At 62.4% G+C, this 25,657-nt stretch carries 20 protein-coding genes and 3 pseudogenes; 15 read left to right on the forward strand and 8 right to left on the reverse strand.

Annotated features, from left to right (window positions below):
* Window positions 1–6: 6 nt before the first annotated feature.
* Window positions 7–1,869 carry an ABC transporter ATP-binding protein gene (locus tag GA0071312_RS02945; protein WP_074443548.1) on the reverse strand — a complete coding sequence of 621 codons (1,863 nt, stop codon included), beginning with the start codon at window positions 1,867–1,869 and terminating at the stop codon, window positions 7–9.
* 150 nt (window positions 1,870–2,019) lie between these two features.
* Between GA0071312_RS02945 and GA0071312_RS02950 the strand changes: the two genes are divergently transcribed.
* From GA0071312_RS02950 to GA0071312_RS20535, 11 genes are all read left to right on the forward strand, one after another.
* A complete protein-coding gene (locus tag GA0071312_RS02950) occupies window positions 2,020–2,997 on the forward strand; it encodes a LysR family transcriptional regulator (RefSeq protein ID WP_074443549.1) in 978 nt (325 codons plus the stop codon).
* A 413-nt stretch (window positions 2,998–3,410) separates the two neighbouring features.
* Window positions 3,411–4,955 (forward strand): ABC transporter substrate-binding protein, encoded by a 1,545-nt coding sequence (locus GA0071312_RS02955; RefSeq protein WP_074443550.1) that lies wholly within the window; start codon window positions 3,411–3,413, stop codon window positions 4,953–4,955.
* Window positions 4,956–5,022: 67 nt separating this feature from the next.
* Window positions 5,023–6,030, forward strand: a complete 1,008-nt coding sequence (locus tag GA0071312_RS02960; protein ID WP_074443551.1) for an ABC transporter permease — start codon at window positions 5,023–5,025, stop codon at window positions 6,028–6,030.
* Window positions 5,993–6,919: an ABC transporter permease gene (locus tag GA0071312_RS02965; RefSeq protein ID WP_074443552.1), complete on the forward strand. Its 927-nt coding sequence runs from the start codon at window positions 5,993–5,995 to the stop codon at window positions 6,917–6,919. Before GA0071312_RS02960 ends, GA0071312_RS02965 begins: the two co-directional genes overlap by 38 nt.
* 4 nt (window positions 6,920–6,923) lie before the next feature.
* Window positions 6,924–8,198 carry an MFS transporter gene (locus tag GA0071312_RS02970; RefSeq protein WP_074443553.1) on the forward strand — a complete coding sequence of 425 codons (1,275 nt, stop codon included), beginning with the start codon at window positions 6,924–6,926 and terminating at the stop codon, window positions 8,196–8,198.
* Window positions 8,191–8,949, forward strand: a complete 759-nt coding sequence (locus tag GA0071312_RS02975) for an isochorismatase family protein (RefSeq protein ID WP_074443554.1) — start codon at window positions 8,191–8,193, stop codon at window positions 8,947–8,949. Before GA0071312_RS02970 ends, GA0071312_RS02975 begins: the two co-directional genes overlap by 8 nt.
* A gap of 4 nt (window positions 8,950–8,953) precedes the next feature.
* Window positions 8,954–9,718: an isochorismatase family protein gene (locus GA0071312_RS02980; protein ID WP_074443555.1), complete on the forward strand. Its 765-nt coding sequence runs from the start codon at window positions 8,954–8,956 to the stop codon at window positions 9,716–9,718.
* A gap of 55 nt (window positions 9,719–9,773) precedes the next feature.
* Complete coding sequence (locus GA0071312_RS02985) at window positions 9,774–10,307, forward strand: permease (protein ID WP_074443556.1); 534 nt, start codon at window positions 9,774–9,776, stop codon at window positions 10,305–10,307.
* Window positions 10,304–10,816, forward strand: coding sequence for a hypothetical protein (locus tag GA0071312_RS02990; RefSeq protein ID WP_074443557.1), 513 nt, complete (start codon window positions 10,304–10,306; stop codon window positions 10,814–10,816). The genes GA0071312_RS02985 and GA0071312_RS02990 overlap by 4 nt, the downstream gene beginning before the upstream one ends.
* 21 nt (window positions 10,817–10,837) lie before the next feature.
* Window positions 10,838–11,551, forward strand: coding sequence for an isochorismatase family protein (locus GA0071312_RS02995; RefSeq protein WP_074443558.1), 714 nt, complete (start codon window positions 10,838–10,840; stop codon window positions 11,549–11,551).
* A 129-nt stretch (window positions 11,552–11,680) separates the two neighbouring features.
* The gene (locus GA0071312_RS20535) at window positions 11,681–11,905 is read left to right on the forward strand and encodes a transposase (RefSeq protein WP_420819956.1); all 225 of its coding nucleotides are present in this window, start codon (window positions 11,681–11,683) and stop codon (window positions 11,903–11,905) included.
* Between the two features lie 160 nt (window positions 11,906–12,065).
* Here GA0071312_RS20535 and GA0071312_RS20540 read toward each other — a convergent pair whose 3' ends face one another.
* Window positions 12,066–12,350 carry a cation efflux transmembrane domain-containing protein gene (locus GA0071312_RS20540; protein ID WP_074443559.1) on the reverse strand — a complete coding sequence of 95 codons (285 nt, stop codon included), beginning with the start codon at window positions 12,348–12,350 and terminating at the stop codon, window positions 12,066–12,068.
* 284 nt (window positions 12,351–12,634) lie between these two features.
* Between GA0071312_RS20540 and GA0071312_RS19530 the strand changes: the two are divergent.
* Window positions 12,635–13,563 (forward strand): annotated as a pseudogene (locus tag GA0071312_RS19530) (IS3 family transposase); the annotation flags it as partial.
* A 62-nt stretch (window positions 13,564–13,625) separates the two neighbouring features.
* Here GA0071312_RS19530 and GA0071312_RS03025 read toward each other — a convergent pair.
* Complete coding sequence (locus GA0071312_RS03025; RefSeq protein ID WP_074443563.1) at window positions 13,626–14,561, reverse strand: LysR substrate-binding domain-containing protein; 936 nt, start codon at window positions 14,559–14,561, stop codon at window positions 13,626–13,628.
* A 139-nt stretch (window positions 14,562–14,700) separates the two neighbouring features.
* On the opposite strand from GA0071312_RS03025, the pseudogene GA0071312_RS03030 reads away from it, so the two are divergent.
* The 3 genes and pseudogenes from GA0071312_RS03030 to GA0071312_RS03040 form a co-directional block, all read left to right on the forward strand.
* Window positions 14,701–15,336: pseudogene (locus tag GA0071312_RS03030) on the forward strand (transposase); the annotation flags it as partial.
* Window positions 15,337–15,420: 84 nt separating this feature from the next.
* Entirely contained in the window at window positions 15,421–16,443 is a 1,023-nt protein-coding gene (locus tag GA0071312_RS03035) for an IS110 family RNA-guided transposase (protein WP_074444170.1), read from the forward strand.
* Between the two features lie 264 nt (window positions 16,444–16,707).
* Window positions 16,708–17,337 (forward strand): annotated as a pseudogene (locus GA0071312_RS03040) (transposase); the annotation flags it as partial.
* A gap of 372 nt (window positions 17,338–17,709) precedes the next feature.
* Here the strand turns inward: GA0071312_RS03040 and GA0071312_RS03045 are convergent.
* From GA0071312_RS03045 to GA0071312_RS03065, 5 genes are all read right to left on the reverse strand, one after another.
* Window positions 17,710–18,915, reverse strand: coding sequence for an IS256 family transposase (locus GA0071312_RS03045; protein ID WP_074444054.1), 1,206 nt, complete (start codon window positions 18,913–18,915; stop codon window positions 17,710–17,712).
* Window positions 18,916–19,226: 311 nt separating this feature from the next.
* Window positions 19,227–20,876 (reverse strand): IS1634 family transposase, encoded by a 1,650-nt coding sequence (locus tag GA0071312_RS03050; RefSeq protein ID WP_074443290.1) that lies wholly within the window; start codon window positions 20,874–20,876, stop codon window positions 19,227–19,229.
* A 153-nt stretch (window positions 20,877–21,029) separates the two neighbouring features.
* A complete protein-coding gene (locus tag GA0071312_RS03055) occupies window positions 21,030–21,365 on the reverse strand; it encodes a very short patch repair endonuclease (RefSeq protein ID WP_476707470.1) in 336 nt (111 codons plus the stop codon).
* Between the two features lie 9 nt (window positions 21,366–21,374).
* A complete protein-coding gene (locus tag GA0071312_RS03060) occupies window positions 21,375–24,140 on the reverse strand; it encodes a hypothetical protein (protein WP_238947072.1) in 2,766 nt (921 codons plus the stop codon).
* Between the two features lie 475 nt (window positions 24,141–24,615).
* Window positions 24,616–25,641, reverse strand: a complete 1,026-nt coding sequence (locus GA0071312_RS03065; protein ID WP_074443356.1) for an IS110 family RNA-guided transposase — start codon at window positions 25,639–25,641, stop codon at window positions 24,616–24,618.
* Between the last annotated feature and the right edge of the window lie 16 nt (window positions 25,642–25,657).

Raw genomic sequence — 25,657 nt, forward strand, 5'->3', positions numbered from 1 at the left:
GCGGAATCAGGACATCTGCAGATAGTGTTCATGGCCGATCTCGATCAGGGGGTGGACGACCGGCGGGTCTCCGAGCGGGCGTACGGGACTGGGGATCTCGGAATGGTCCAGCGCACGTTCGCGCTGCCGCGTGGGGTCTGCGACCGGGACGGAGTCCAGCAATCGACGCGTATAGGCGTGCGCAGGATTGCGAAATACGGCCTCACGCGGACCGATTTCGACGATCTGGCCAAGATACATGACTGCGACACGGTGGCTGATACGCTCGACCACGGCCATGTCATGGCTGATGAAAATCAGCGCAATACCCAATTCGGCCTGAAGCTCGAGCAGCAGGTTCACCACCTGCGCCTGAATCGATACGTCGAGCGCGGAGACCGCCTCATCCGCGACGATGATGCGCGGGTTCAGCATCAGGGCCCGCGCAATCGCGATGCGCTGGCGCTGGCCGCCCGAAAACTCGTGCGGATAGCGTCGTCGGCTGCTGCGCGGCAGGCCCACCCGGTCCAGGAGCATATCGATCCGCGCCGCGCGTTCGACCGGCTTCAACGGCATCAACCGGCGATGGATCATCAGGGGTTCGAGCAGAATGTCTTCCACCGTCATGCGCGGATTCAGCGAGGCATAGGGATCCTGAAAGATCATCTGGATACGGCTGCGGAAGGGTAGCATGAGGTTCGGGCTCAGAGCCGTGACGTTCTGCCCTTCGATGATGATGTCCCCCGCCGTGGGTTCGACGAGTTTCATGATGGATCGTCCGCATGTGGACTTGCCGCAGCCGGACTCGCCGACGAGAGCCAGCGTTTCGCCCTCATGCAGGGAGAAGCTGACTTCCTCGACGGCGTGAACCATGCCGGTGATGTGCCGCAGGATTCCCTTGCGCACGGGAAATCGCGTCGTCAGCTTGTGCACCTCGAGCACCCGGGTGCGGCGCTTGTTGTGGGTTGCGGCCGGGAGCGCCCCAAGCGGGCGCGCGAGGCTCTGCGCATTCGCGGGATCGAGCACGGCGAAGGGCTCGGGTGCCGGCTTTCCGGCCATGCTGCCCAGCCGCGGGATCGCCGAAAGCAGGGCACGGGTATAGTTGTGGCGTGGCGCGGCAAACACCTCTTGCGTCGGGCCGTCCTCGACCTTGCGCCCGTGATACATGACGACCACGCGGTCTGCGACCTCCGCGACGACGCCCATATCATGCGTGATGAAGAGCACCGCCATGCCGATTTCGGCCTGCAGGGATCTGATCAGCTGCAGGATCTGCGCCTGAATGGTGACATCCAGAGCCGTGGTCGGCTCGTCTGCGATCAGCAAGGCCGGGCGGCAGGCAAGCGCGATGGCGATCATCACACGCTGGCGCATGCCGCCGGACAGCTCATGCGGGAACTGCGCAAGACGCTTTTCCGCTTCGGGAATCCGAACGAGCTTCAACGTCTTCAGCGCAATGCGCCGCGCTTCCTTCTCCCCGACGCCCTGATGAAGCCGGATCACCTCGGTAATCTGCTGCCCGATGCCGAGGACAGGATTGAGTGATGTCATCGGCTCCTGGAAAATCATGGAAACCATGTTGCCGCGAAGACGGCGCATCTGCGACTCGGGAAGGCCGACGAGATCGCGCGTTTGCCCGTCCACGCACAGCCGCACCTCGCCCTTGCGTATCTCGCCGCCCATGAAATCGATCAGCCGCATGATCGAGCGGGCGGTGACCGACTTGCCAGACCCGGATTCCCCGACCAACGCCACCGTCTCTCCAGGTCTGATCTGGAAGGACACGTCATCAACGGCGACGACATCACCATCGACACTGGGGAACACGGTCGTAAGGCTGCGAACGTCGAGCAGGGGGGCTGTGCCGATCTTGCGGTCCACATGGTTCATCGCTTGGTCTCCAATGTCATACGGGCCATAAGCACGGGGTTGCGGCGCCGTCGATTGCCGTGAACCATCGCAGCAAGGAGTATGCCAGGATGCACGCTTACCGGTCTCATCGCGTCGCGCCGGTCGACAGCCACCCTCTGGAGGATCAACATGGTGACGGGTAAAGCAGGGGTTTTCTCGACGGAACTGACGACGCGGGCGCTCGAGACGTTCCTGACGGTCTGCGAGACCGGGACCATGAGCGCAGCCGCAGGCGCCCTCGGCATCAGCCAGGCGGCGGTATCGCAACAGACGGCACGGATCGAGCGGATTCTCGATGTGCGCCTGTTCGAGCGGACCGGTGCCGTGCTGATCCTGACGCCGGCCGGCCTGCAGCTGCGCTACCATGCGATCCGGATCCTTGAAGCCGCCCATCAGGCAGAAGTCGCAATGCTGCGCTATCAGGGGGTGCTGGTGCCGCGCATCAGCATCGGATTGATGGAGACGATGGCCGATGTGCTGGAACTGCCGATCATCGAGACGCTCAAGCCATTGGCGGAGCAGATCACGATCGCCGCGTTGCCGCAGCCCAAATTCGAAGAAGCCCTGCTGGATGGTCGCCACGATATCGTCGTGCTCGCGCAGGACGGCATGGTCGAGGGGATGCGGTGGTTCGAACTGGTGACGGAGCCGGGCGTCCTGCTCGCACCCAAGGGCTTCTTTCGCGGCGAAGTCGCGATCGAAGCACTGGCCGAGAGGCTGCCCATGGTGCGCTTCAGTTCCCAGCGCAGGCTGGCGCGTCTGATCGACACCTACCTGCGGCGTATCACGCTGGGTGTTCCCCGGCGCTTCGAGTTCGACCGGGTATCGATGATCGCGCATACCGTGGCGGCGGGCGATGCCTGGGCGATCACGACGCCTTATGGGCTGCTGCAGGCCGGTGACAACCTCGAGCGGATCGACGTTCATCCCCTGCCGGCGCCGGGGCTGAGCCGAACGATCGTTCTCGGTGCGCGCGGCGCGGAGCTCCTGAACATTCCCGACAAACTCGCACAGCAATGTCGTCTGGCCTTGCGCCGCGCCCGCGACACCCGGATCTCTCGCTTCGCCCCGAGGACTGTTCAGGACATTCGAATTCCCGGAAGCTGACGCCCACCAGAGCAAAACAAGGCGATTCCATGGGCAGGGGGCATAATATGAACTTATGATCCAAATTAACTTATTGAATTAACTATCTTTATAGCTTTCCAGCCGCCTTTGCAACGGCGCTCTTCATGCCCATGAATCAATCAGACCGTCAGGCCCGCGCCATCGCCGGCGAGCCGGCGAGCGCGATGCCGTGCCCTCTGTCGGACGCGACCGGGGGATGGATTGGGCGCCAGGCCACAAATTCATATAAAATATCAATTAAAACAATGGCTTAAAATAAATAAAGATAAGTTGGCACGGCTTGTGCAATGCATCAATCGAGCGCGCTACCTTCCACAGCCCAACCTTATTCCGCAGCGGGCGGGCGAGGCGGCAGGCAGCAGAAACAGATGCAAACCACAGGAGGTTCTATAATGCCAGCTAAACGCAGCTTCGCGATCGCCCGCAGCCTCGGGGCCACAGCCATGCTCGGCGCAGCCGTGGGTCTTGCCGGCCCGGCCAGCGCCACAGACGACCCGGCGCCCACGCGTGTGACCGTCGCCGTGACCGAGACGATCGCGGGTCATAACCCCCATGCCGACAGCGTCTCGCTGATGAACGGCATCTGGTGCAAGGTCTATGGTTGCCTGGTCACCTATGATTTCGAGACCGGCACATTCGATTCCTACATGCTGGAAAGCTGGGGCCTCAAGGATCCCGACGAGCCGACCGTCTGGGCACTCGAGATCAAGGACGGTCTCATGCGTCACAACGGCGAGCAGCTGGTGGCCGCCGATATTGCCCATTCCATCGACCGCATTGCCAACGATCCGAACTCGCGACAGACGCAGAATGTGCGCCAGGTGGTCGAAGTGCGGGTCATCGACGATCTCAATCTGGAAGTCGTCACGGACCAGCCCATGGTGACGCTGCCGACATACATGCAGAACTGGATCGTCACGTCCAAGGCGCTCTACGACGAATACGGACCCGAAGTGGCGGATCGCGAGCATCCGCACGGTATCGGACCGTATCGCCTCGCGGATCTCAGCATCGGCAACTACCTCGTCCTGGAGAAAGTCCCCGATCATCCGCGTGCGCATCCCGACAATCCCGACGAGGTGATGCTGCGTATCATGCCCGAGCCGGAGCAGCGGGTGACGGCCCTGATGAACGGTGAAGTGCAGGTGGCCCAGTTCATACCGCCACAGCTGGTTCAGCGGGTCGATCAGGCGTCGCATCTGGATATCGCCTGGGTTGATGCCATGGAGATCATGTTCCTCGCCATGAATCCCGAGACCCCGCCCTGGGATGATGTTCGCGCCCGCCAGGCGGTCGCTCATGCCGTCAATCGCGACGCGCTGGTGCGGGCCCTTCTGGGCGGACAGGCGACGATCCTGAACGGGCCTGCCGGCCCCGGTGTCGTCGGTTACGACCCCGACATGCCCACTTTCTATGAATACGACCCCGAGAAGGCGCGTTCCTTGCTCGAAGAAGCCGGGCTGGTCGGCGTCGAGGTGGATTATTACGCGACGGTGGGTCGCTACATCGCGGATCGCCAGATCAGCGAAGCCATCGTGCCCATGCTGGAGGAAGTGGGCTTCAAGGTGAACTTCAATACGCCGGAATGGTCCACGCTCTGGGCCGATGTGCAGGATGGTGGCGTGCCGTTCTACTATATGGGTCGCGGCAGTGTCGTGGATCCGTCCGCCGCGCTGTCGCAGTATTTCGAGACCGGCGGATCGCCGCGCATCGCCTATTCGAACCCGGAGCTGGACGAATTGTTCCGGCTCGAGCGCGCCGAATTCGATCCCGATCAACGCAACACGCTGCTGCGGGAGGTCTTCACGCTGCTCGCCGAGGATGCGCCGGCCCATTTCCTGTGGCGCCACCGCATGGCCTGGGGCGTGTCGAAAGACATCGCATACGCACCACGCCCCGATGCCCGGCTCGAGGCCTGGGACATCTTCGTCCGCTGAACCCCGCTCCAGCCGCGCACCTGTGGGTGTGCGGCTGCCCCTTCAGCGCCGTTGACGGAGATCGCCCATGCTCGCCTATACCGCCAAGCGCCTGATCGGCACGGTACCGGTCCTGCTGCTCATCACCCTGCTGGTATTCGCCATGATGCACGCCGCGCCCGGTGACCCGGCCACGATGCTGGTCAACGAGGAGGCGACACCGGAGGAAATTGCCGAGGTCCGGGCACGATGGGGCCTCGACCAGCCGATGCTCGTGCAATACCTGCGCTTCATCGCCGCCGCACTGACGCTCGATTTCGGCGAGAGTTTTCGTTACGGCGTCCCGGTTGCCGAGCTGATTGCAGAGCGCTTTCCCGCAACGCTGGAACTGGCGGTCTATGCCACCCTGATCGCGGTGATCATCGCGGTGCCGCTCGGTGTCTGGGCCGGCTCGCGCCCCAATTCCTGGATCGACAGCGCTGGCTCGTTCTTCGGATTCTTCGGCATCTCGATGCCGAATTTCTGGATGGCCATCATGCTGATCCTGCTGGTGGCCGGAACCTTCAACCTGCTTCCGTCAAGCGGTCGCGCCACCTGGGGCATCGAGGTGCCCACCATGACCGGTTTTCGCACCGTGGACGCGTTGATCGCCGGCAACTGGCCCGCCTTTCGCGATGCCATGGCGCATCTGCTGCTGCCCGCCTTCGTGCTCGGCATCAACATGACCGGTATCCTGATGCGCATCACCCGGTCCTCGATCATGGAGCAGATGAACGAGGATTACATCATGACGGCGCGCGCCAAGGGCCTGAGCGGGCGGCTGGTGCTGTGGCGCCACGGGCTGCGCAATGCGCTGGTGACGATCATCACCATCGTCGGCCTCGAATTCGGCGCCCTGCTGTCGGGTTCGATCATCGTCGAGACCATCTTTGCATGGCCCGGCATCGGGGCGCTTCTCCTGCAAGGCCTCGGCGCGCGGGATTATCCCCTGATCACCGGCGTGGTGATGGTCTACACGCTCCTCTTCATCTTCGTGAACCTGTTGGTGGACATCCTCTATGCCTCAATCGATCCCCGCATCAACCTCGACCGCTGAAGCGGCAGGGGCAGAAGCTGCACGGCTGAAATCGGCGCGTCTGCGCGCCGTGCTGCGTCCCTGGCTGACGGTGAAGGCCGTATCCGCGATTGTCGTTCTGACGGTGTTCATCGCCTTTGCCCTGTTCGCGCCGTTTCTCGTGCCCTTCGACCCCAACCGTCAGAATCTCCTGATGGCCCTCACGCCACCGCAATATTTCGACGGGCCCCATTTTCTGGGCACCGATCACGTCGGCCGCGACATCCTGAGCCGCATCATCTACGGCGCGCGCATATCCCTGCTCATCGCGGTCGCGGTGGTCGTCTTCTCCGGGATCGTCGGTATCGTTCTGGGGCTGGTCTCCGGCTATTTCGGCGGCTGGGTGGATTTCGCCATCCAGAAGCTGCTCGAAGTCTTCTGGGCCTTTCCGCCGCTGCTTCTGGCCATCACCATCGTCGCGTTCTTCGGCCAGGGGCTGGCGGTGCTGATCGTCGCGCTCGCGATACAGCGATGGATTCCCTATTGCCGCGTGGCGCGCGCCAACACGCTCAGCCTGAAGGAGCATGAATTCGTCATGGCCGCCCGCTCGCTCGGCGCCGGGCATACACGCATCGTCGCGCGGCATATCGCGCCCAACCTGATGCAATCGGCCCTGATCATCGGCACTTTTGCCATGGCCACGGCGATCCTGGCCGAGGCCGCTCTCAGCTTCCTCGGCCTCGGCGTGCCGCCCCACATTCCCACCTGGGGCGCGATGCTGTCCGATGCGCGCTCCTATATCTCGACATCGTGGTGGATGTCGCTGTTTCCGGGCCTGTGCATCTTCCTGACCGTGCTGGCCATCAACCTGCTGGGCGATGCGCTGCGCGACAATCTCGACCCGCGCCTGCGCCGGTCGGGCAAGGCCTGATCCCGTGGAAGCGCCCCTCCCCGATGCGATCAGGGCTGCCCGGGGCTGGCGCGGCGTCCTGCGCGATGTGCCGGGCCTGCCTTTCATCATGGTCACCGTCGCGTTGCACATGATGATGTTCGGCATGCTGACGCCGGTCATGGCGCTGTACGCGCAGGGTTTCGGTATCGGCGAATGGCAGATCGGGCTGATGATCACCGTCTTCGCCATCGGTCGTCTGGCCGCCGACATTCCCGCCGGTCACGCCGCCGCGCGCATCGGGCTGGCCCCGCTTCTGTGGGGTGGCCCATTGCTGTGTGGTCTTGGATCGGTGATCGGGGCGCTCGGTCCGGATTACACGGTGGTCCTTGCGGGTCGCATGCTGCAGGGCGTCGGATCGGGTATCTACATGACCGCCGCCACCATATTCTGCGCCCGCGCCAGTTCACCCGCAAACCGTGGTCGGGTCATGGCCCTGTTCCAGGGAGCGTTGCTCTCGGGAGCGGCCGCCGGCCCGGCTCTGGGCGGGTTTGCGGCGGGGCTGATGGGACTGAACGGGCCGTTCTGGGTGGCCGGGGCGATCGGGCTCGTCACCGCGCTCTATGCCTTCTTCGCCTTCAGGCGCAGCGATGAAACCGGCGCACCGGGCCGGGTCAGGCACGGGCTGCGCGGCGCATCAGCCTTGCTGCTGATGCTGCCGTTCCTGTGCGTGCTGCTCGTCAATCTGGCGATCTTTCTGACGCGCACGGCGGCACAATGGCAGATGATCCCGCTGATGGCCGCCGATCGCTTCGGCATGGGGGCGGATGCGATCGGACTGGCCCTGACGCTGTCCGCGCTGACGAATCTCGCCGTCCTGCCGCTGGCCGGCATCCTCGTCGATACCGTGCCGCGCGGGCGCATCATCGTCGTCTCGCTGCTGGCTGCCGCAGCGGCCCTGGTCCTGATCGTATGGGCCGATTCCACCGTGGCTTTCTATCTGGGCATGATCGGGATGGGGGCAGCAACCGGACTCGGCGGCCCCGCCGTCGCCGCGCATGCGGTCGATGTCGTGCCCGAGGAAGCCATCGGCCCGGCCATGGGAATGTTACGTTTCGCCGGCGACTGCGGATACCTGATCGGGCCGCTTTCGCTCGGCCTGCTGGTCGACATGGCACTGGTCGGCCATGGCGGCGCAATTCTCATCAACGCTGCGCTGCTCGCAGGCTGCAGCCTGATCTTCGCCCTGTTTGCCGGCGCGCCCGTGCGCCCGGGCGAGCCCGCCCCGCTACGATCTCACAGAGGAGAGAACCATGACTGAACGGATCTGGGACAAGTTTCTGACAGAGCGCGACAAGGCTGTGTTTGCCGCATCGGGCTACGGCGCGCAGGGCGCCTGGGGTGAGCGCCCGGCGCTGCTGGTGATCGACGTCAACTACGCCTTCTGTGGCGAGCAACCGACGCCGATCCTCGAATCGATCAGGAAGTGGCGTACCAGCTGCGGTGAGGATGCGTGGGAGGCGATACCCGTCATCCAGCGCCTGATCGGGACCTGCCACGAACGGGCGATTCCGGTGATCTATACCACCGGCCAGCGCCGCGCCGACAAATGGGATAGCGGATCATGGAACTGGAAGAACAACCGCGGATCCGAGGCGCCGAAGGTCGATGGTTCGAACCGTGACGGCAATGCCATCATGGACGAGATCGCCCCCGGCCCGCGTGATCTCGTGGCGCTGAAGCAGAAGCCCTCGGGTTTCTTTGGCACGCCGCTGCAATCCTGGCTTCAGCTTCTGGGTTGCGACAGCGTGATCGTGACGGGGACGACGACTTCCGGCTGTGTTCGCGCAACCGTGCTGGATGCCTTTTCGCAAAATTTCCGCGTCACAGTGGTCGAGGACGGCTGTTTCGACCGCGCCCAGGCCTCCCACGCCATCAACCTGTGCGACATGAACGCGAAATACGCCAACGTCCTCCACAGCGAGGAGGTACTCGAATACCTGCGCGGCGTGCCGCAAGGGCTGTTCGACCTGCCCTCGGGCGTCGGCATGACACAGAAAGCAGCGGAGTAGAACCATGCAAGACGAGACCAACCACAGCTGGGATCCGTTCCTGACCGAGCGCGACAAGGCGGTGTTCAAGGCAAGCGGCTTCGGCGCCACCGGCGGCTTCGGCAAGCGCCCGGCAATCCTCGTGATCGATATCAATTACGCGTTCACGGGCGAGCGGCGCGAGCCCATCCTGGAGAGCATCAGGCACTGGTCGAATTCCTGCGGCGAAGATGCCTGGGACGCGCTCCCCCATGTTCAGAAGCTCCTCGATGCCGGGCGCAGCAAGGGCCTTCCAGTGATCTATACCACTGGCGTGCGCCGCCCCGACGGCTGGGACGGCGGCTCCTGGCTATGGAAGAACAGCCGCGGCGGCGAGCGCAAGCAGACCCGCGACACACAGGCCCGGGATGGCAACGAGATCAACGCGCTGATCGCACCGCAGCCGCAAGACATCATGGTCTACAAGCAGAAACCCTCGGGTTTCGCCGGTACGCCGCTGTTGTCCTACCTGACATTGCTGCGTGCCGACAGCGTCATCGTCGTCGGCACCACGACCTCGGGATGTGTGAGGGCGACCGTGATCGATGCCTTCTCGAACAATTTCCGCGTCGCGGTCATGGAGGAAGGCTGTTTCGATCGCAGCCAGGCGAGCCATGCCATCAACCTCTGCGACATGCATGCGAAATACGCGGATGTGGTGAGCACGCGAACCACTCTCGATTTCATCGAGGGCTTGCCTGACGGCCTGTTCGCCAGGACGGCGCCGCAGGTCACCCAGGCTGCCGAGTAACGCGCAAGCGGTGCGGCGCAAGAGCCGTCGCACCGCAATTCGAGGACATCGACGGATGAAGATCAAGACGGCGGACTGGGTGTTCGTGGGCGTGGCGCTCGCTTCGGGGGCTGCGTGCTGGACGCTGCTCGGACCATCCGGGGTCCGCGCAGGACTAAGCGATGCGGGCGATCTTTTGCTCATGATCATGCCCCAGCTCGGCGCCGGTCTGCTGATCGGCGGCCTCGTACAGCAATTTGTGGATCGCGAGCGTGTGGCCGCGATGCTCGGGCAGAATTCCGGCTTTCGGGGGCTGGGCCTCGCCTCCGTGGCCGGGATGCTGACGCCCGGCGGCCCCTTCGCCTCGTTCCCGCTTGTCTATGCGCTGTGGGTCGCCGGCGCCGATGCGGGCGCGCTGATCGCCTTCATCACCGCATGGTCGCTGATCGGCATCAACCGCCTCGTCATCTGGGAACTGCCCTTCATGGGGGCCGATTTCGCGCTTCTCCGGTTTTTCGTCAGCCTGCCGTTACCCATCCTGGCGGGGCTGATCGCACGCTGGCTGGTTCTGGCAACGCCACTGAAGATTCGCGAGGCACCGCGCTCATGACCCCGGTTGCCCTCATCCTGTGGAGTATCGTAGCGGCAATGGCGGCAATGGTCGGGGCGCGCAAGGGTGCAGCGGGGCTGCGCGGCGCGGGAGCCTTCGCCTTAGGCCAGGCATCCGTATTGCTGATCAGGCTGCCGATGGCCCTGCTTGCCGCTTCCTTTCTCACGCAGATTCTTCCGACCGACAAAGTCGCTGCCGTCCTGGGGCCTGAAACAGGCTTCCCGGGCATTCTGCTCGCATCCGTGGTCGGCGGATTGCTGCCGGGCGGGCCGATGCTGTCGTTCCCGCTGGCACTCGTCGTCTGGCAATCGGGCGCCGGCGAGGCCCAGACGGTGGCCTTGCTGGCCGGATGGTCGGTCTTCGCCATGCATCGGATGCTGGCTTTCGAGGCTCCGATCATGGGGTGGCGCTTTGTTGCGTTGCGCCTGTTGTCGAGCAGCGCCCTGCCCTTGATGGCCGGGCTGCTGGCTGCCGCAGTGTTGGGGCTGCTCGATATTCTGTTCCTCTGAAAACCCAAAAGGAGAAATACCATGACACCCGATCGTTTCGAAGATCATTGCTGGAAAGATGCCGTACCGCAGGACCTGATCGACCTGTATGCGCCGTATGCGCGCGAGACCTTCGTCGGGCCGAAGCCAGCGCTGTTGTGCATCGACTTCTACAATATCGTCTATCGTGGCGGCGCAAGAAATCCGTTGGAAATCCAGGATGAGCATCCCAATACATGCGGAATGTATGCGCATGCAAGCATCGAGCCGACGCAGAAACTGATCGCGGCGGCGCGTCTGGCCGGCGTACCGATCTTCTATTGCACGCAGGATTTCCGCCCCATGAACCGCCCGCCCGGGGTGGGCTCGACGAAGCGTCAAAAGGTTGCGTGGAAGAAAGAGGATTTCGATATCTACGAGCCTCTCGCTCCGCAGGATGGCGATGTCGTGATCTACAAGCAACGTGCCAGCATCTTTCAGGGAACACCAATCGTATCGCACCTGAATTATCTGGGCGTGCAAAGCCTGATCGTCTGCGGTGAAAGCACGTCCGGCTGCGTGCGCGCATCATGCGTCGATGCGTATTCGAACGGCTTCCACGTCTCGCTGGTGGAGGAATGCACGTTCGACCGGCATGAGCTGATTCACAAGATCAATCTCTTCGATCTGCACCACAAATACGTCGACGTCATGCAGCTTGATGAGGTTGTGCAGCATCTGGACGGCATGGGCCAGGGCAGGATTGCAGCTGAATAGGGAAGCGAGCCCCTCATATCCTCGGCTCTTGATTGTGGCCCGGGGCTTCTCGCTGACAGCGAAGAGCCCCGGGCGCCGATTCCGCCTTGAGAGTATCCGCGTGATCTGACGGATGCGGAATGAGGCCTGATCGAGCCGCTTGTCCCGCCGGCACGTCGGGGAGGCCGTCGCCGGAGCGTGGATATCCCGGCGGTTTTGCAAGGTCTCCTTTACGTTCTGGAGATCGGCTGTCGGTGGCGGCATCTGCCCAGGGTTTTTTACGCGGCGCAGCACGGTCTGGGCGTGTTTCGATATCTGGCGCCACGATGGCACGCTCGATCGGATTCACGCGATGCTTTATCTGACGCTGCGTGAGGCCGAAGGGCGCGATGGCCCACCCGAAGCGGGCATAGTCGACAGCCAGTCGCTGAAATCGGCTGCAGCACATGACCATCGGCCCGCCTTCGTCCGGGTCTCGCTGGCGCGCAACGATCTGCGGCGGTGGCTGTTCGAGGCAATTCGGGTGCGGGACCGATCACGAACGGTGTGCGGCCGCGCGGGACTTCCGCGCCTCGGACAGTATTTCGAAGGCCTCGCGAATGACGTAAATCCCGATCCCTGCGCCGACGATAAGATCAAGCGCGCGGATCTCAGTAACGAGAACGGCGACACCGGAAACGATCACGGCCATGTTGGCGACGAGATCCGCACGGGTGAAGATCCATGTCGCCCGGAGATGGACTTCGCCGTCGCGATATCGGCTGAGGAGCTTGAGAACCGTGGCGTTCACCGCGAGAGCGATGGACGCGACGAAGACCATCAGGAGACCCCCGGGTAGCTCGCCGGAGATCGCGCGCCGCGCGACATTCCCAAGGCGGCGCCGGCCCCGGCTGTCGCCGCTTAGAGCATTGCGGCATCGTCATCGAAAAACAGGGCCCGGGCACATCTGCGTGCCGATGCCTGGCGGGCGTTATACGATCTCTGACAACATCTCGAATTTTCGAGTCCCCGAGCACGTCAAGGCGGACCAGGGTATGCAATTGCTGTGACCCCCGATAACTCGTCCATCTGATGCTCGAGTCCGGCCCAACCAGAGGACCGGACATGAAGCGATCGAGATTCACCAAGGAGCAGATCATCGCGATCCTGCGGGAGCAGGAGAGCGGAGCGAAGATCACGGACCTGTGCCGCCGGCATGGGATCAGCAGCGCCACGTTCTACGCCTGGAAGGCGAAGTTCGGGGGAATGGAGCCTTCGGAAGCCAAGAGGCTGAAGGCGCTTGAGGACGAGAACGCGAAGCTGAAGCGGCTCTTGGCCGAGACGATGCGCGACAACACGGCGTTGAAGGATCTGCTTTCAAAAAAGTGGTGACGCCCGCCGGGAGTCGTGAAGCGGTCGCCTATCTCAAGGAGCATTACGAGATGAGCGAACGGCGGGCGTGTTCAGTCCCGGGCGTGGATCGATCGTCGGTGCGGTATCGACACAGGCGACCCGATGACGCCGGGCTGCGCGAAGCCTTGCGCAATACGCCGAGAAGCACCGGCGGTTCGGCTATCGGCGGCTGCATGTGATCCTGAGTCGCGACGGCCATGTGATGAACCGCAAGCGCACCCAGAGGCTCTACCGCGAGGAGGGTCTGGCAGTCCGGCGATGGCGGGGCCGCAAGCGCGCCCTCGGCACCCGCGCGCCGCTTGTCACCGAGGCGTGGCCAACGCCCGATGGTCGGTGGATTTCATGCAGGACCAGTTCGCCGATGGACGCCGCTTCCGGATCCTCCATGTGCTGGACGACGTCACGAAGGAGTGTCTCGCGTTGATCGTCGACACCTCGATCTCGGACCGAAGGGTGGTGCGCGAACTGACAGCGTTGATCGAGCGGCGCGGGAAGCCCGGGGTGATCGTGTCGGACAACGGCACCGAGTTCACCTCGAACGCGATCCTGGACTGGGCCAGCAAGGCGCAGGTGAAGTGGCACTACATCGACCCGGCAAGCCCATGCAGAATGGCAATGCCGAGGCGTTCAACCGCCGGATGGGCTTTGGGGGTCACAGCAACAAGGGTGGCCATGTCCACCGCTCCGGCACTGCCGCAGCGGCCTATCCTTCCGCCGCTCCGGCTTCCGCACAAATCCAGGCATGAAGAATGTCGACATTGACGGGGTCATTGCTGACCGGGCCTCGAACGAGGAAATAGCGGAAGTCGGCCTGCTTCATGTGATGATTGTCGAGGACTGAAACGAGACGGCCGGCGGCCAGATCTTCCTCGACATTCGCCCGGCTGACGAGAGCGATTCCGAGCTCGGATATCGCCGCTTCAATCGCCATCATCTCGTTCGCGAAGTGGTGCCCCCTTTCCGCATGCGGATGGCGAATCCCGGCCGCCTGCAACCACATACTCCAATTCGGTACCGCGTCTCGGCCACCTCTCCAATCGGTATGAATCAGCGCGAAGTTCTGCAACTGTGAGATGTCATCCAGGCCGTCGCGCTTTTGTAACAATCTCGGGCTCACCACAGCGTGGTATGCGCCACTCATGAGCGGTGTCACATGCAGGCCCGGATAGTTTCCCTTGCCATAGCGTATTCCGATATCAGCCTGGCCATGACGAAGATCAAGGAGTTCGTCCGTCGCATCGATACGGACCTCGATATCGGGATAACGTTCCTGGAAACGCTCCAGACGCGGCACCAACCACTTCATACAAAACGACAATGGCGCGGTGACCACGAGCCAGTCACGCCGGGTATCATGGGCAATCACTTCGCAGGCGCGGCTGATATCGAGCAATGCCTTTGAAAGAAGTGGCGCGCTCAACGCGCCGATCCGAGTGAGTGCCAGAGAACGCGCCCTGCGTTCGAACAGCTTGATGTCGAAATAATCCTCCAGGAGCTTGATCTGCTGACTGATCGCCGCCGGCGTCACGTTCAGCTCCTGCGCAGCCATTTTGAAACTCACGTGTCTGGCCGCAGCCTCGAAAGCGCGCAGCCAGTTGAGCGGAGGGATCGGTGATGTCGGTCGTCTCTTGCTGGGCATAGTCAGACTAATTCAAGCGTTAGATATCTTAGCCCGCATTATGCACGGAGGTCTGGCGGATGTAGCGCAAGCCGTTGAAATAGCGTAAGATTTGGGTGCTAACGCCGAATCTTGCAGTTTCACGGAGGCCACATCCGCCATGAATGATCCTACGCTGCCGCTGGAGGGTTTGTCACCCGTGAATGGCAAGGCCATCGTCGCCCGGTTTGACGGCGGCAGCCTGTCATCGGATAGCGGCCTGATCGCTCTGGCGGAGGTGGACAAGCGCTTGCGTGTTGCCGCGACGCTGGCTGCATGTATCGATGATCCGCGGCGCCCCGATATGATCTCCCACAGGCTCGACGAGATGATCGGCTTCCGGATGGGCATGATCGCCGCCGGCTATGAAGATGCCAATGACGCCTCCCGCCTGCGGACCGATCCCCTCTTCAAGATGGCCGGGGGCAGACTTCCCTGTGATGAGGATCTTGCTTCCCAATCAACAATCTGCCGCCTGGAGAACCGGCCCGACCGGCGCATGCTTCTGGCCATGGGTCATGCCATGATCGGCCTGTATTGCCGCTCGTTCCGGACAGTGCCGTCGCAGATCGTGCTCGATATCGACGACACCTTCGATACCGTTCACGGGGAGCAGCAATTGCGGCTGTTCAACGCGCATCACGATGCATACGGCTTCCAGCCGATCGTGGTGTTCGATGACGAGGGTCGTTTCGTCCGGTCAATCCGCCGGCACTGGCCCCATACCCGGATCCTGATCAGGGGTGACAGTCACTATTGATGGAGTGGATGCCCCCACCCGACGGCATCGCAATGTGCCAAAATGGTGATGCTGAAGTCATCACAGAAGGAGGAGGCATCCATGGGTGAGATTAGCATCGTTGGCGTCGACCTGGCAAAGCAGGTTCTCCAGGTTCATGGGGCAGCGGCCGATGGACAGGTGCTGTTCCGCAAGAAGCTGTCACGGGCGCAGTTTGCGAAGTTCATGGCGTCGCTGCCGCCTTGTGTGGTGGCGATGGAGGCATGCGCAACGGCGCACTATTGGGGTCGTGAGCTCTCCCGTCTGGGTCATGAAGTGCGGCTGATCCCGCCCATTTACGTGAAGCCATTCGTCAAGCGGCAAAAGAACGATGCCGCTGATGCTGAGGCCGTGGCCGAAGCTGCGCAGCGTCCGACCATGCGTACCGTGGCGGTGAAGACGGCGGACCAACAGGCACGGGCAATGTTGTTCCGCACCCGGGATCTGCTGGTCGGCCAGCGAACCCGTCTGGTGAACGCCCTACGCGGGCATCTTGCTGAGCACGGCATCATAATCGGTCAAGGCGTTGGCAATATCGCTCGCTTTGCTGCCTGCCTCGATCAGGACACGCTTCCGGACCTGGTTCGCGATCTCGGGCGGCTTTACCTCGATCAGATTGCTCAAATCAGCGACGAGATCGACAAGCTCGATAAGCGGATCGCAACTGCAGCCAGGGAAAACAGCACAGCACGCCGGCTGCAGACGATGCCGGGAATCGGCCCGGTCTGCGCCCTGGCGATCGCATCCTTTGCACCGGAGATGCGGGAATTCCGCCGTGGGCGCGATTTTGCGGCGTGGCTTGGCCTCGTTCCACGACAGCACTCCTCCGGTGGCAAGCAAAAGCTTGGTCGCACTTCCAAGATGGGTCAGCGCGATATTCGACGCCTGCTGATCATCGGCGCCATGTCTGTCGTGCATTGGAGGGGCCGGCACGGTGGCCGACCGGGATCGTGGTTATCGCGCATGCTCGCACGCAAACCACGCAAACTGGTCGCCATCGCACTGGCGAACAAAATGGCGCGTATGATCTGGGCCATGCTCGCCGGCGAGACTGATTACAGGGATCCGACCGGCGCGATCTGCTGAACGCGGCTGTCGGAGCCTCGGGGATGTGAGGAGGGCAATGACCTGAATGGGCAAATGATCGATCAGATCCGGGTCGGGTAAACCAGTGGAGTGCAACGAGCCTCGAGCTCGCCCTATTGATTTGGTACCTGATCCGCGTATCACCATCCCGGCCCGCGGCGTGCGAAAGCCGCACTTGTGAGGCCTGAAACATGACCGCACCCGATCACGCGCTCAGACAGGCAAAAAAATCCTTGCATCAAAGGGGGCATCCAAACATGCGCTCCCGAGGTGCTCGACTGGTGCCGGGCGAACGGCATTGCCTTCATCTTCGGCGTGGCGACCACCAGCACGCTGCGCAAACGCGTGGCAACTGTCGAGGCCAGCACGACCCGGCGCTTCGAGAGGGCAAAGACACAGACCAAGGTCAGACGCTTCAAGGAATTCCATGACGGGGCGGCGAGCTGGAGCCGTACCGAGCGGATCATCGCGCGTGTCGAGGTCGGGTCGCAGGGTTGCGACACGCGCTTCATCGTGACCAATCTCCCGGGTGGACGCGCCAGGACCTTGTATGAGCGCGTCTATTGCCGTCGCGGCATGGCCGAGAACCACATCAAGTCCTGGAAGACCCATCTCGCCGCCGACCGCACCTCGTGCAGCAAGGCGACGGCAAACCAGTTCCGGCTGTTCCTGCATGCGGGGGCCTACTGGCTCATGTGGGGGCTGCGTGCGGCGATGCCGAAACGTGCGGCCTTGCGCCTGGCGCAGTTCGACACCTTGCGTGTGCGCCTCATCAAGATCGCCGCCCGCGTGGTCGAAATGAAGACGCGGATCTGCCTGCATCTGCCGACATCATGTCCCGACCATGCGATCCTGCGCATCGTGCTGAGCCGGATACCACGTCTCGCCATGTAGCCACCGGGGACGTTGGCGCCCCTTTTGAACCCCGCGACCGCAACCTGCAAACCCCGCCCCTTACACCATCTCCACCACCGAAAAGCGGCGGGGCGGGTCACCCTGCGCCGGCTTCTCGAAAAATCCAACCACCCGGCGACACGCGCCCATGATCAGGCTGCGATGCATAAAGGCGGCTAGCACGGATGTTGGAACCGTTTCCATTGGACTGGTGGGAGCAGCGAGCAGCCCGCGCCTAGCCGAGGCCTGGGGTTCAGGGGCCATTCAGATGGATACGGCTTAGTTTCCCGGCGGAGCTCCCACGAATCGTTCAGGGCAAATTGGTCGCGTCCGTCAAGCTGGTGTAATTTTCTGGATGGCCTGAGGTCATGATCAGGCGGCTTTTGTGGTTATGCTGAGGATGGGATCGATCTCTTCCTTGTCGATCTGTGCGAATGCCTCGACCATCATGTAGCGGCTTGATGTCTGCCATTCGTCATTCTGCTCGAAGAGCACGGCGCCGATCAAACGCATGATGGATGCTTCATTGGGGAAGATCCCGACGACGTCGGCGCGTCGCTTGACCTCCTTGTTCAGACGTTCAATTGGGTTCGTGCTGTGCAGTTTGGTGCGATGCTGGCGCGGGAATGACATGTAGGCCAGCACGTCGTGCTCGCTGGCATCCATGAGATCGGCCAGTTTTGGCCAGCGCGGGCGCAGTTGCTCTGCGACCTTGCGCCAGGTTTCGCCGGCATGGGTGCGGTCGGGTTGATCGAAGGCCTGTCGGATGGCAGCGGCGACGACAGTATGCTGACCACGCGAGACATGGGCCAGGGCGTTGCGCATCCAGTGGACGCGACAGCGTTGCCAGGTTGCTTCGAAGACCCGGGCGATGGCGGCTTTGAGGCCTGTATGCGCGTCGCTGATGACCAGTCTGACGCCCCCCAGGCCGCGAACGCGCAGGGATCGAAGGAACTCGGTCCAGAATGTCTCGGCCTCGGACGGGCCGATACCGAGGCCGATGATCTCACGGCGTCCCTCGGTGTTGGCGGCCACGGCGATTATTGCGGCGACTGGTACGATCCGTCCGCCCTGGCGCACCTTCAGATAGGTGGCGTCGAGCCAGAGATAGGGCCATTCGCCGGTGAGCGGGCGGTTCAGGAACTCGCCGACACGTTCGTCGATGTCCTTGCACAGCTTCGACACCGTGCTCTTCGAAATGCCGCTCAGCCCCATGGCCTGCACCAGCTCATCGACGCGACGGGTCGAGACACCACTGATCCACGCCTCCTGGATGACGGCCACCAGCGCCTGTTCCGAGGTCTTGCGCGCTTCGAGAAAGCCCGGGAAGTAACTGCCTTGACGCAGCTTGGGAACCCGCAGGTTCAGCGTGCCCAGACGGGTATCGAGAGCGCGCTCTCGATACCCGTTACGCCACGTCGTGCGTTCGCCGCTGCGCTCGTGCTTGCCAGCGCCGATCAGGCCTTCGACATCCGCCTCCATGATCAGCTGCAGGACGGCCTCGGCAACGCTGCGCAGAAAGTCTCCCTGATCGTGCTTGGCCAGAAGTTCGGACAGGTCCATGTTCGTCTTGGTCATCGGGGTCTCCATGTGGTCCGGGGTTGAAGTCAGCAAACTCCACCTCGACCATACACCTCGATGGCCACCCAGGATCACACCGTTGACGGCACTGAAATTACACCAGCTCCTTGGACGCTACCGGCAAATTTCATCCGCGACTCTGCGCACAGCCCCAGCCACCTGATTTGCGGACCTCAACTCGCACTCCCAGACGACGATTACCCTCCATCCTAACCCAACTTAAACACCTGATTTCCGATAATTATGAATTTTCAATGGGATAGGGGGCGCCTTCGCGCTTTTAGCACCACGGTCGGAGGGTCGTGCGGTCAAGCAGCTTCGGTTTCGGCGATGTTCGGCGGCAGCGCCACGCCGACGGCGCGGAATACCGGCCCGACCTGACCGCTTACCGGGGTACGGATGGCAATGCTGCGTCCGTCCTTTTCGATTTTGCCGCTCTGCAGGCGGTCGAGATCACGCAGGAGCGGGCGCCACTCGGGTTTGATCCCGGCTTCGGTGCAGCGGTCGAACAGCTCCTTGTGCAGCATCAGGGCGAGGAAGGAGCAGAAGACGTGGCCGCGGATGGCGGCATCGGATGAATGGAAGATCGGACGTGTCGAGAGCGTCGCCTTGGCGACACGAAACAGCGTCTCGACGGTGAGCAGGTCCCGGTAGCGCAGCATCGCCTGAAGCGGAGAAATCCTCGCGTTGGTGCGCAGGACGAAGATCCCGTCATAGCGGGCTTCCTCGGCGATCTTGCCGGCATCGATCTCGAAGGCATCACGCGTCGTGGTGTTGAGATAACGCCTGTAGGCGGAGTTGCCGACGAGGGCCTTGTCGCCCTTCTTCAACTGCGTATCGAGGGCAGCGATGATGGCCTGGCGGTCCTCGCGGTCCTTCTCGGCCTGCGCCTCGTTGCGGCAGACGATGTAGCGGACCCCGTCGACGACGACCTCCTTGGCGAAGAGCTGCGTCTCGCCCTGGCTGCGCTCGACGAGGAGCGGCGTGAGGGGTTGCGGATCGTCGAGAACCCGGCGCATGCGTGCGTCGGTGCGCTCGCGCACACCCAACACATATTCCAGACCCTGTTCCTCTAGCGCCGTGATCGTGGCCTGCGAGATCATGCCCCGATCCGCCACGATGCAGGCTCGGGTGATACCGAAACGGCTGCGCAGCCGCTGCACGATCGGCAGCAGGATGGCGACATCGGCGGTGTTACCTGGCATCATCTCGGTGCAGACCGGGCGGCCATCGGCATCGACGATGACGGCGAGGATCATCTGGTTGAGATCAGGGCGATGGTCCTTGGAATAGCCCCGTGCCCCCAGCGTCTCGCCGCCTTCGCCGTGGAAGGACAGGGAGGTCGTGTCCATGAAGACGATGGAGAGATCGGTAAACAGGTCGCGCCGGCGCGCAAACAGCGCCTCCTCGATCACGTCCTTGACGGTACGCGGCGAAAAGGGCGTCGCATCCTTCTGCTCGTCCTTTGGCAGATCTTCTCCGAGCCAGGCCATGGCCCGATAGAAATGGTGCAGCGACAGATCGTCGGCACCGGGAATGTCGTAATCCTGCATCCAGGACGCGCAGTCGCGATCCGAGCCGGAGACGAACAGACGGTGCAGCGTCGCGGTGAACACGGCCCGCTCCACCGGGAATTCGAAGCCGCGTTCCCCAAGCTGATCAGCGATCACCTGATCGATGCCGAGTTGCTGCCACAGGCGCCCGAAGAGCAGCGGCCCGCCGATGCGACGAGCTTCGTATCGCGCCACATCACCGTTGTTGATGGCATCCAGGACCATGGCCCGTTCCGTGAACCGTCCGACCGAGGCGGCCAGGCGATCGAGATCCTTGCTGGCGAGAACCGTTTCCTTGCGTCCGAGATTGCGGATGATGCGCTGCTTCGTGCGGCCACCCTCGCGGACATTCTCCACAAGGTAGATGTAGGTGTAGCCATTGATGGTCTTCTCGCGCACGAACATGCCGAATTAGCATCTCAGAAACCTCCATTCGTCAAGCAATGAAACGCCTATTCTTACATTATTTAGCACCACACAAACTGACGCCCACCGACCCCACCTCAATAACATCAATGGCTTACGGAAAAATGTTCCCGCTTCGTCCAATTCAACTGTTCAACTTGGGCATGACCTTTCGAGCTGTTCCCTAGTCCGCGCATCGCGCACAACATTTCGGTCGAACTTCTCTACCCAAAACTCAGTATTGGTCTTTGGCGTGGTGGCGACCTTGCAGCCTCGATGGCGGTGCCAGAAACAGCCGTGGACGAAGATGACAGTCTTATAGCGCGGCAGGACGATATCAGGCTTGCCTGGCAAGCCCTTGCTGTGAAGCCTGAACCTGAAGCCGAGGGCGTGCATAGCGCGACGTAGCGCAACTTCCGGCGCAGTGTTCGACGAGCGGATCCGCGACATGCGCTCCGATCGCTCCGAAGGGCTCAGGAAATCGACCACCGCGTCTTCCTACTGCTCAGCAGCTTCCCGGGTCCGTATGTGCTCGAAGAATGGGTAGCCCCTTATGAATTCGCCTGGGCCATCGAAAGACTTGTAGAGGCATTGGTGGTTTCCCAGGCCCTTTATGCGCTCCGCCATTTCGGCCGCGGTAGCCGTTAGGCCCAAAGCCGACAGTTCGGCGGTCGTTATGTTAGGTACTTTATGAATGAACCAAGTAAGCAGTGGCTCCCGGTAGTCGGTGCCACCAGACTTGAAATGCCGAAGATACTGGGAGGCCAAGATGACGCCGGTCCCGAATTCACGCCCCTGAAGCAGTAGCTTTCTCAGCACGTCAAACTCATAGCGCATGATGTTGTCTGCTTCGTCGACAAGTAAGTAGGAATCGATTGCTCGCAGCTGCGGATCCTTACCAAGAAAGGGCCGCTTTGGGGTCCGGAGCATGTTCTCATAGAACATGTTCAGCAGTACGGCGACGAGCATATTTTTGCTGTGGTCGTCCTGACCAAGAGCATCAAGCGCGATAACGACGACTCCGTCGAGGAAAGTGTCGAACTGTACAGTTTTTGATTGATCTTCCTCGAAAATCTCCATGTCGAGCATGTCGCCGATGATCGACATCGGGGAGTCGGGCTTACCGTCGACAATTTCGTGGTAGGCGGTGTGCACCTCGCGCAGTGTAGGTGGAATGCCCGGAGCTGCTCCATCATAGGCTTCCTTGACCGCACGCTTCAGCTTGTCACGCTGCACAGTGCCAATCCCAGAATAGATCTTTCCGAGCACATCGGCAAAGAACCGGAACCGATCAAACCACGGTGCAGGGACGTCGCCGCTAGTACGAGTGTCGAATAGGTTCAGGGGTATGCGGTGCGGCCGGACGACGCGGGCGCCAGTGGCGGCGACAAAGTCGTCGCTACTGTAGTCCCGCTTGTAGTCGAAGATGAGGAATCTCGGTGGATGCCCGCGGTTCTCTGGACCCGACGACGCGATTTGGGCGATCAGGGATTTCAGCAGCTGTGTTTTGCCAGTGCCGAGGTCGCCCACTACACCGATGTTGAGCTGGTTGAGGCGAGTGTCCGATATGTTCAGCTCGAGGTCGCGGGGGCGAAAGCCATCGATCGTCTTCCCGACATCAAGTATGACACCCTTGCTCACGGGCTCTGGGGGGCGTTGGTCGCCTTCTCCGCGCAATGGTTGGGCGGGCGAAGGCATGACCTCGAGATCCTCACTAGTCACCCCAACCTGATCTGGAACCCCGGCAGGCGCTGCCTCCTCGGGAGCATCTGCGGTGGCCCGAGTTTCAGCTTCGGGCCCTGAGCCTGGCATTAGCTGCCAGTCGTCCAGACGCGCTCGAACCGTATCGTAGAACGCAGCCGGGTCGCCAGCCACTACCTCACCGGCGTCCCCGCGACCGATTACTATGGTCTCCTCAAAGCCATCGTTGTCGAAGTCCTGCGGCTTGCTCGAGGGGTTGTCGTCCAGAATGATCAGTCGCCCGCGAGTATCGACCTCCACGCAGTTGCTTCCGTCGAGGATTGCGCGGGCAATTCGCTCGTGGAACTCGGACCATCGTGCAGTGTGGCCGACGACGTCAGGATGTTGACTGTACACGCGCAGCCCAAAACCGATCATCGAAAGAAGCAAGTGCTGGTAAGCAATGGCCCACAGCCGAGGCTGTTCGTCGTGGCGCTGCATTGCGGACAGGAGGTGTGACAGCGCTTTTGCTTGATCGAGCGCCTCGACTGCCTCGTTGGCGCTGAAACGGGAAGTTGGCCGGCACTTGACTTCGATCGGCGTGATCTTAACCCGGACATTTCCACCCGAGAGATCGATGCCAACAACGACAAGGTCTGGCCGAAGTTGCGTTAGGTCGCCCCGTTCCTTTCCGAGAGCTCGGCAAAGGTCCCCAATGTAGCCGCGAAACGGATCGACGGGCACGACAATCGCAATAGTGGCGTCCTCGGCCGTTCCCCCAATTACAGGCAAAAGTCCGTCGCCTATGTGATGGTCGCCTCGGAAGCGGTCCTGAAGGAGACGCACGCCCACGAATATTCCGAGGTCCCCCGTTGCCCCGCTGTCGTCGCCCGCGAGGCCCTTTATGGTCGGGATACCGCGCCGCGCGACCTCCAAAAGGACGTCCTGCACTTTCTCCGGGTCCAGTTGGTCGCAGCCAGGCAGCCGCGCAAGAGCGAGCGACAGCGAGTCCCGGTCCGCGTCGGTAACCTGGGACAAAAGGTAGTAGCCATTCGTGTCACCCGCTCTATGGGAATAAGATGGTAGGTCGAAGTCCCAAAGATAGGCACCGTCGAGCCAGCCACCGAGGAAGCAAGCTGGGTCGATTGCCGCCGATGACACCGCGACGAAGTCGGTACGGCGCTCCCTGAGCATATGCTGGATCTCGTGAACGTTTGGCGCGAACTGCAAGCCCGTACGGAGTGACCCTAGGTTCTCCACCGCGGAAAGCAGGGCCGCAACCTTGTCGAGCAGAATATCGCCAGTGGGTTCGGATGTAGTCGACTGGCGAGACTCGGCGAGGAACGCACCCGGCAGTTGCCTTCTGACGCGATGCCTGATCATCCCCCCAGCGCTGAGAGGCGTACGGCCGTCCATGCTTTCTGAACGGGGCTCAGACATATCCAACTGGGCGATGATGCCAAGGTCCGGTACTGCGCCCGCGGGTTGGCCGGAATACCACCGGACACTATTGCCGGTGTCCTCCGACAGGTTCGAGAGCGTCGCCTCATCTGGCCGTGAACCATGCGGGCGGTCGTCAAACACCTCTACGAACCTGGGGCCGACGGACCTACTCCTTGGCCTCCGGGAATCCTCCTGAAACCGCGAGGTACACCATTCCACCAGCCCTTCATTGCACGCGTCCGTAGTTCCGCCCGCGCTCGAGACTGCAACTGCTACGACAGGCTTCGCCGAAAGCAAGTCGGACACGTCGTCGAGGGCGCGCATGACTTGCGCGGCACTGAACCCATGTATGGATGCCCCCGTTCGTGCAAGAGGTTTCTGCTCGGCTCAAGCGCGTGATCGGGTGCGGTCATGTATCAGGCCTTGAGATGCGGCTCTGAACGGACCGCGGGCCAGTATGGAGATACGCGGATCGAGTGCACATCAACAGCGCGAGCTCGAGGCTCTTTGGGTTCAAATGCTTTTCTCGATCCCGATCTGACCGATCGTTTGCCCTTACCTTGCTGTCGACTTCCTCACACGCCCAACGGCCCGGCTGCCTCGGCTGATGTCGTCATCAGACCGCGGCGACCGGACCCCTGAAGTTCTCTCCCCGCGTCGACATCGCCCAGATCCCGCGCGCCATCTTATTGGCCAGCGCGATGGCGACGACCATGCGTGGCTTGCGGGCCAGCATGCGTGCGAGCCAACTGCCTTCCGGCGCGCCCTTCCTGACGGCCCAGCGGACCACCGACATCGCGCCGATGATCAGGAGACGCCGTATGTCGCGCTGCCCCATCTTGGACGTTCGTCCGAGGATCTGCTTCCCACCGGTCGATCGCTGGACAGGGACGAGCCCCGTCCAGGCTGCGAAGTCGCGTCCACGCCTGAACGTCTCCATCGGCGGGGCGAAGGTCTGGACCGCCATCGCAGTCAGCGGGCCCACGCCAGGCATGGTCATCAGTCGTGCGGTGTCTTCTTCCCGCGCCGCTTCGCGCTTCAGCACCTTGTCGAGATCCGCGATCCTGCCGGAGAGCAGTTCGATCTGCTCGAGATAGAGGCGCCCCAGCTCGATCACGAGCGTCTCGAGACGCGAGCCGGCTGCCTCCAGCGCGTCCGCCAGCACCTTGACATGAGCCGGCCCCTGCGGCGCTATGAGGCCGTGCTCGGCGAGGTGGCCCCGCAGTGCGTTGATGAGCTGCGTGCGCTGCTTGACGAGGAGGTCCCGCGTCCGGAAAGCCATCGCCTTCGCCTGCTGCGCCTCGGATTTGACCGCGACGAAGCGCATGGTCGGGCGACCCGCCGCCTCGGCTATCGCCTCTGCGTCGGCCGCGTCGTTCTTCTGCCGCTTGACGAACGGCTTGACGTAGATCGGCGGGATCAGGCGGACCTCGTGACCGAGCTCGCCGATCGCGCGGCCCCACTCGTGGGCCGTCGCACACGCTTCCATAGCAACGATGCAGCGCGGCTGCTTGGCAAAGAAGCCGAGAACCTGCGAGCGACCCAGCTTCTTGCGGAAGCCGACGCTACCGTCCGCTCGCGCGCCGTGCGCCTGGAAGACCCGCTTTGCGAGGTCAAGGCCGATGATGCTAATGTTGTCCATGGATGCTTCCTCCTCT

The sequence above is a fragment of the Saliniramus fredricksonii genome, from assembly GCF_900094735.1.
Classification (GTDB): domain Bacteria; phylum Pseudomonadota; class Alphaproteobacteria; order Rhizobiales; family Beijerinckiaceae; genus Saliniramus; species Saliniramus fredricksonii.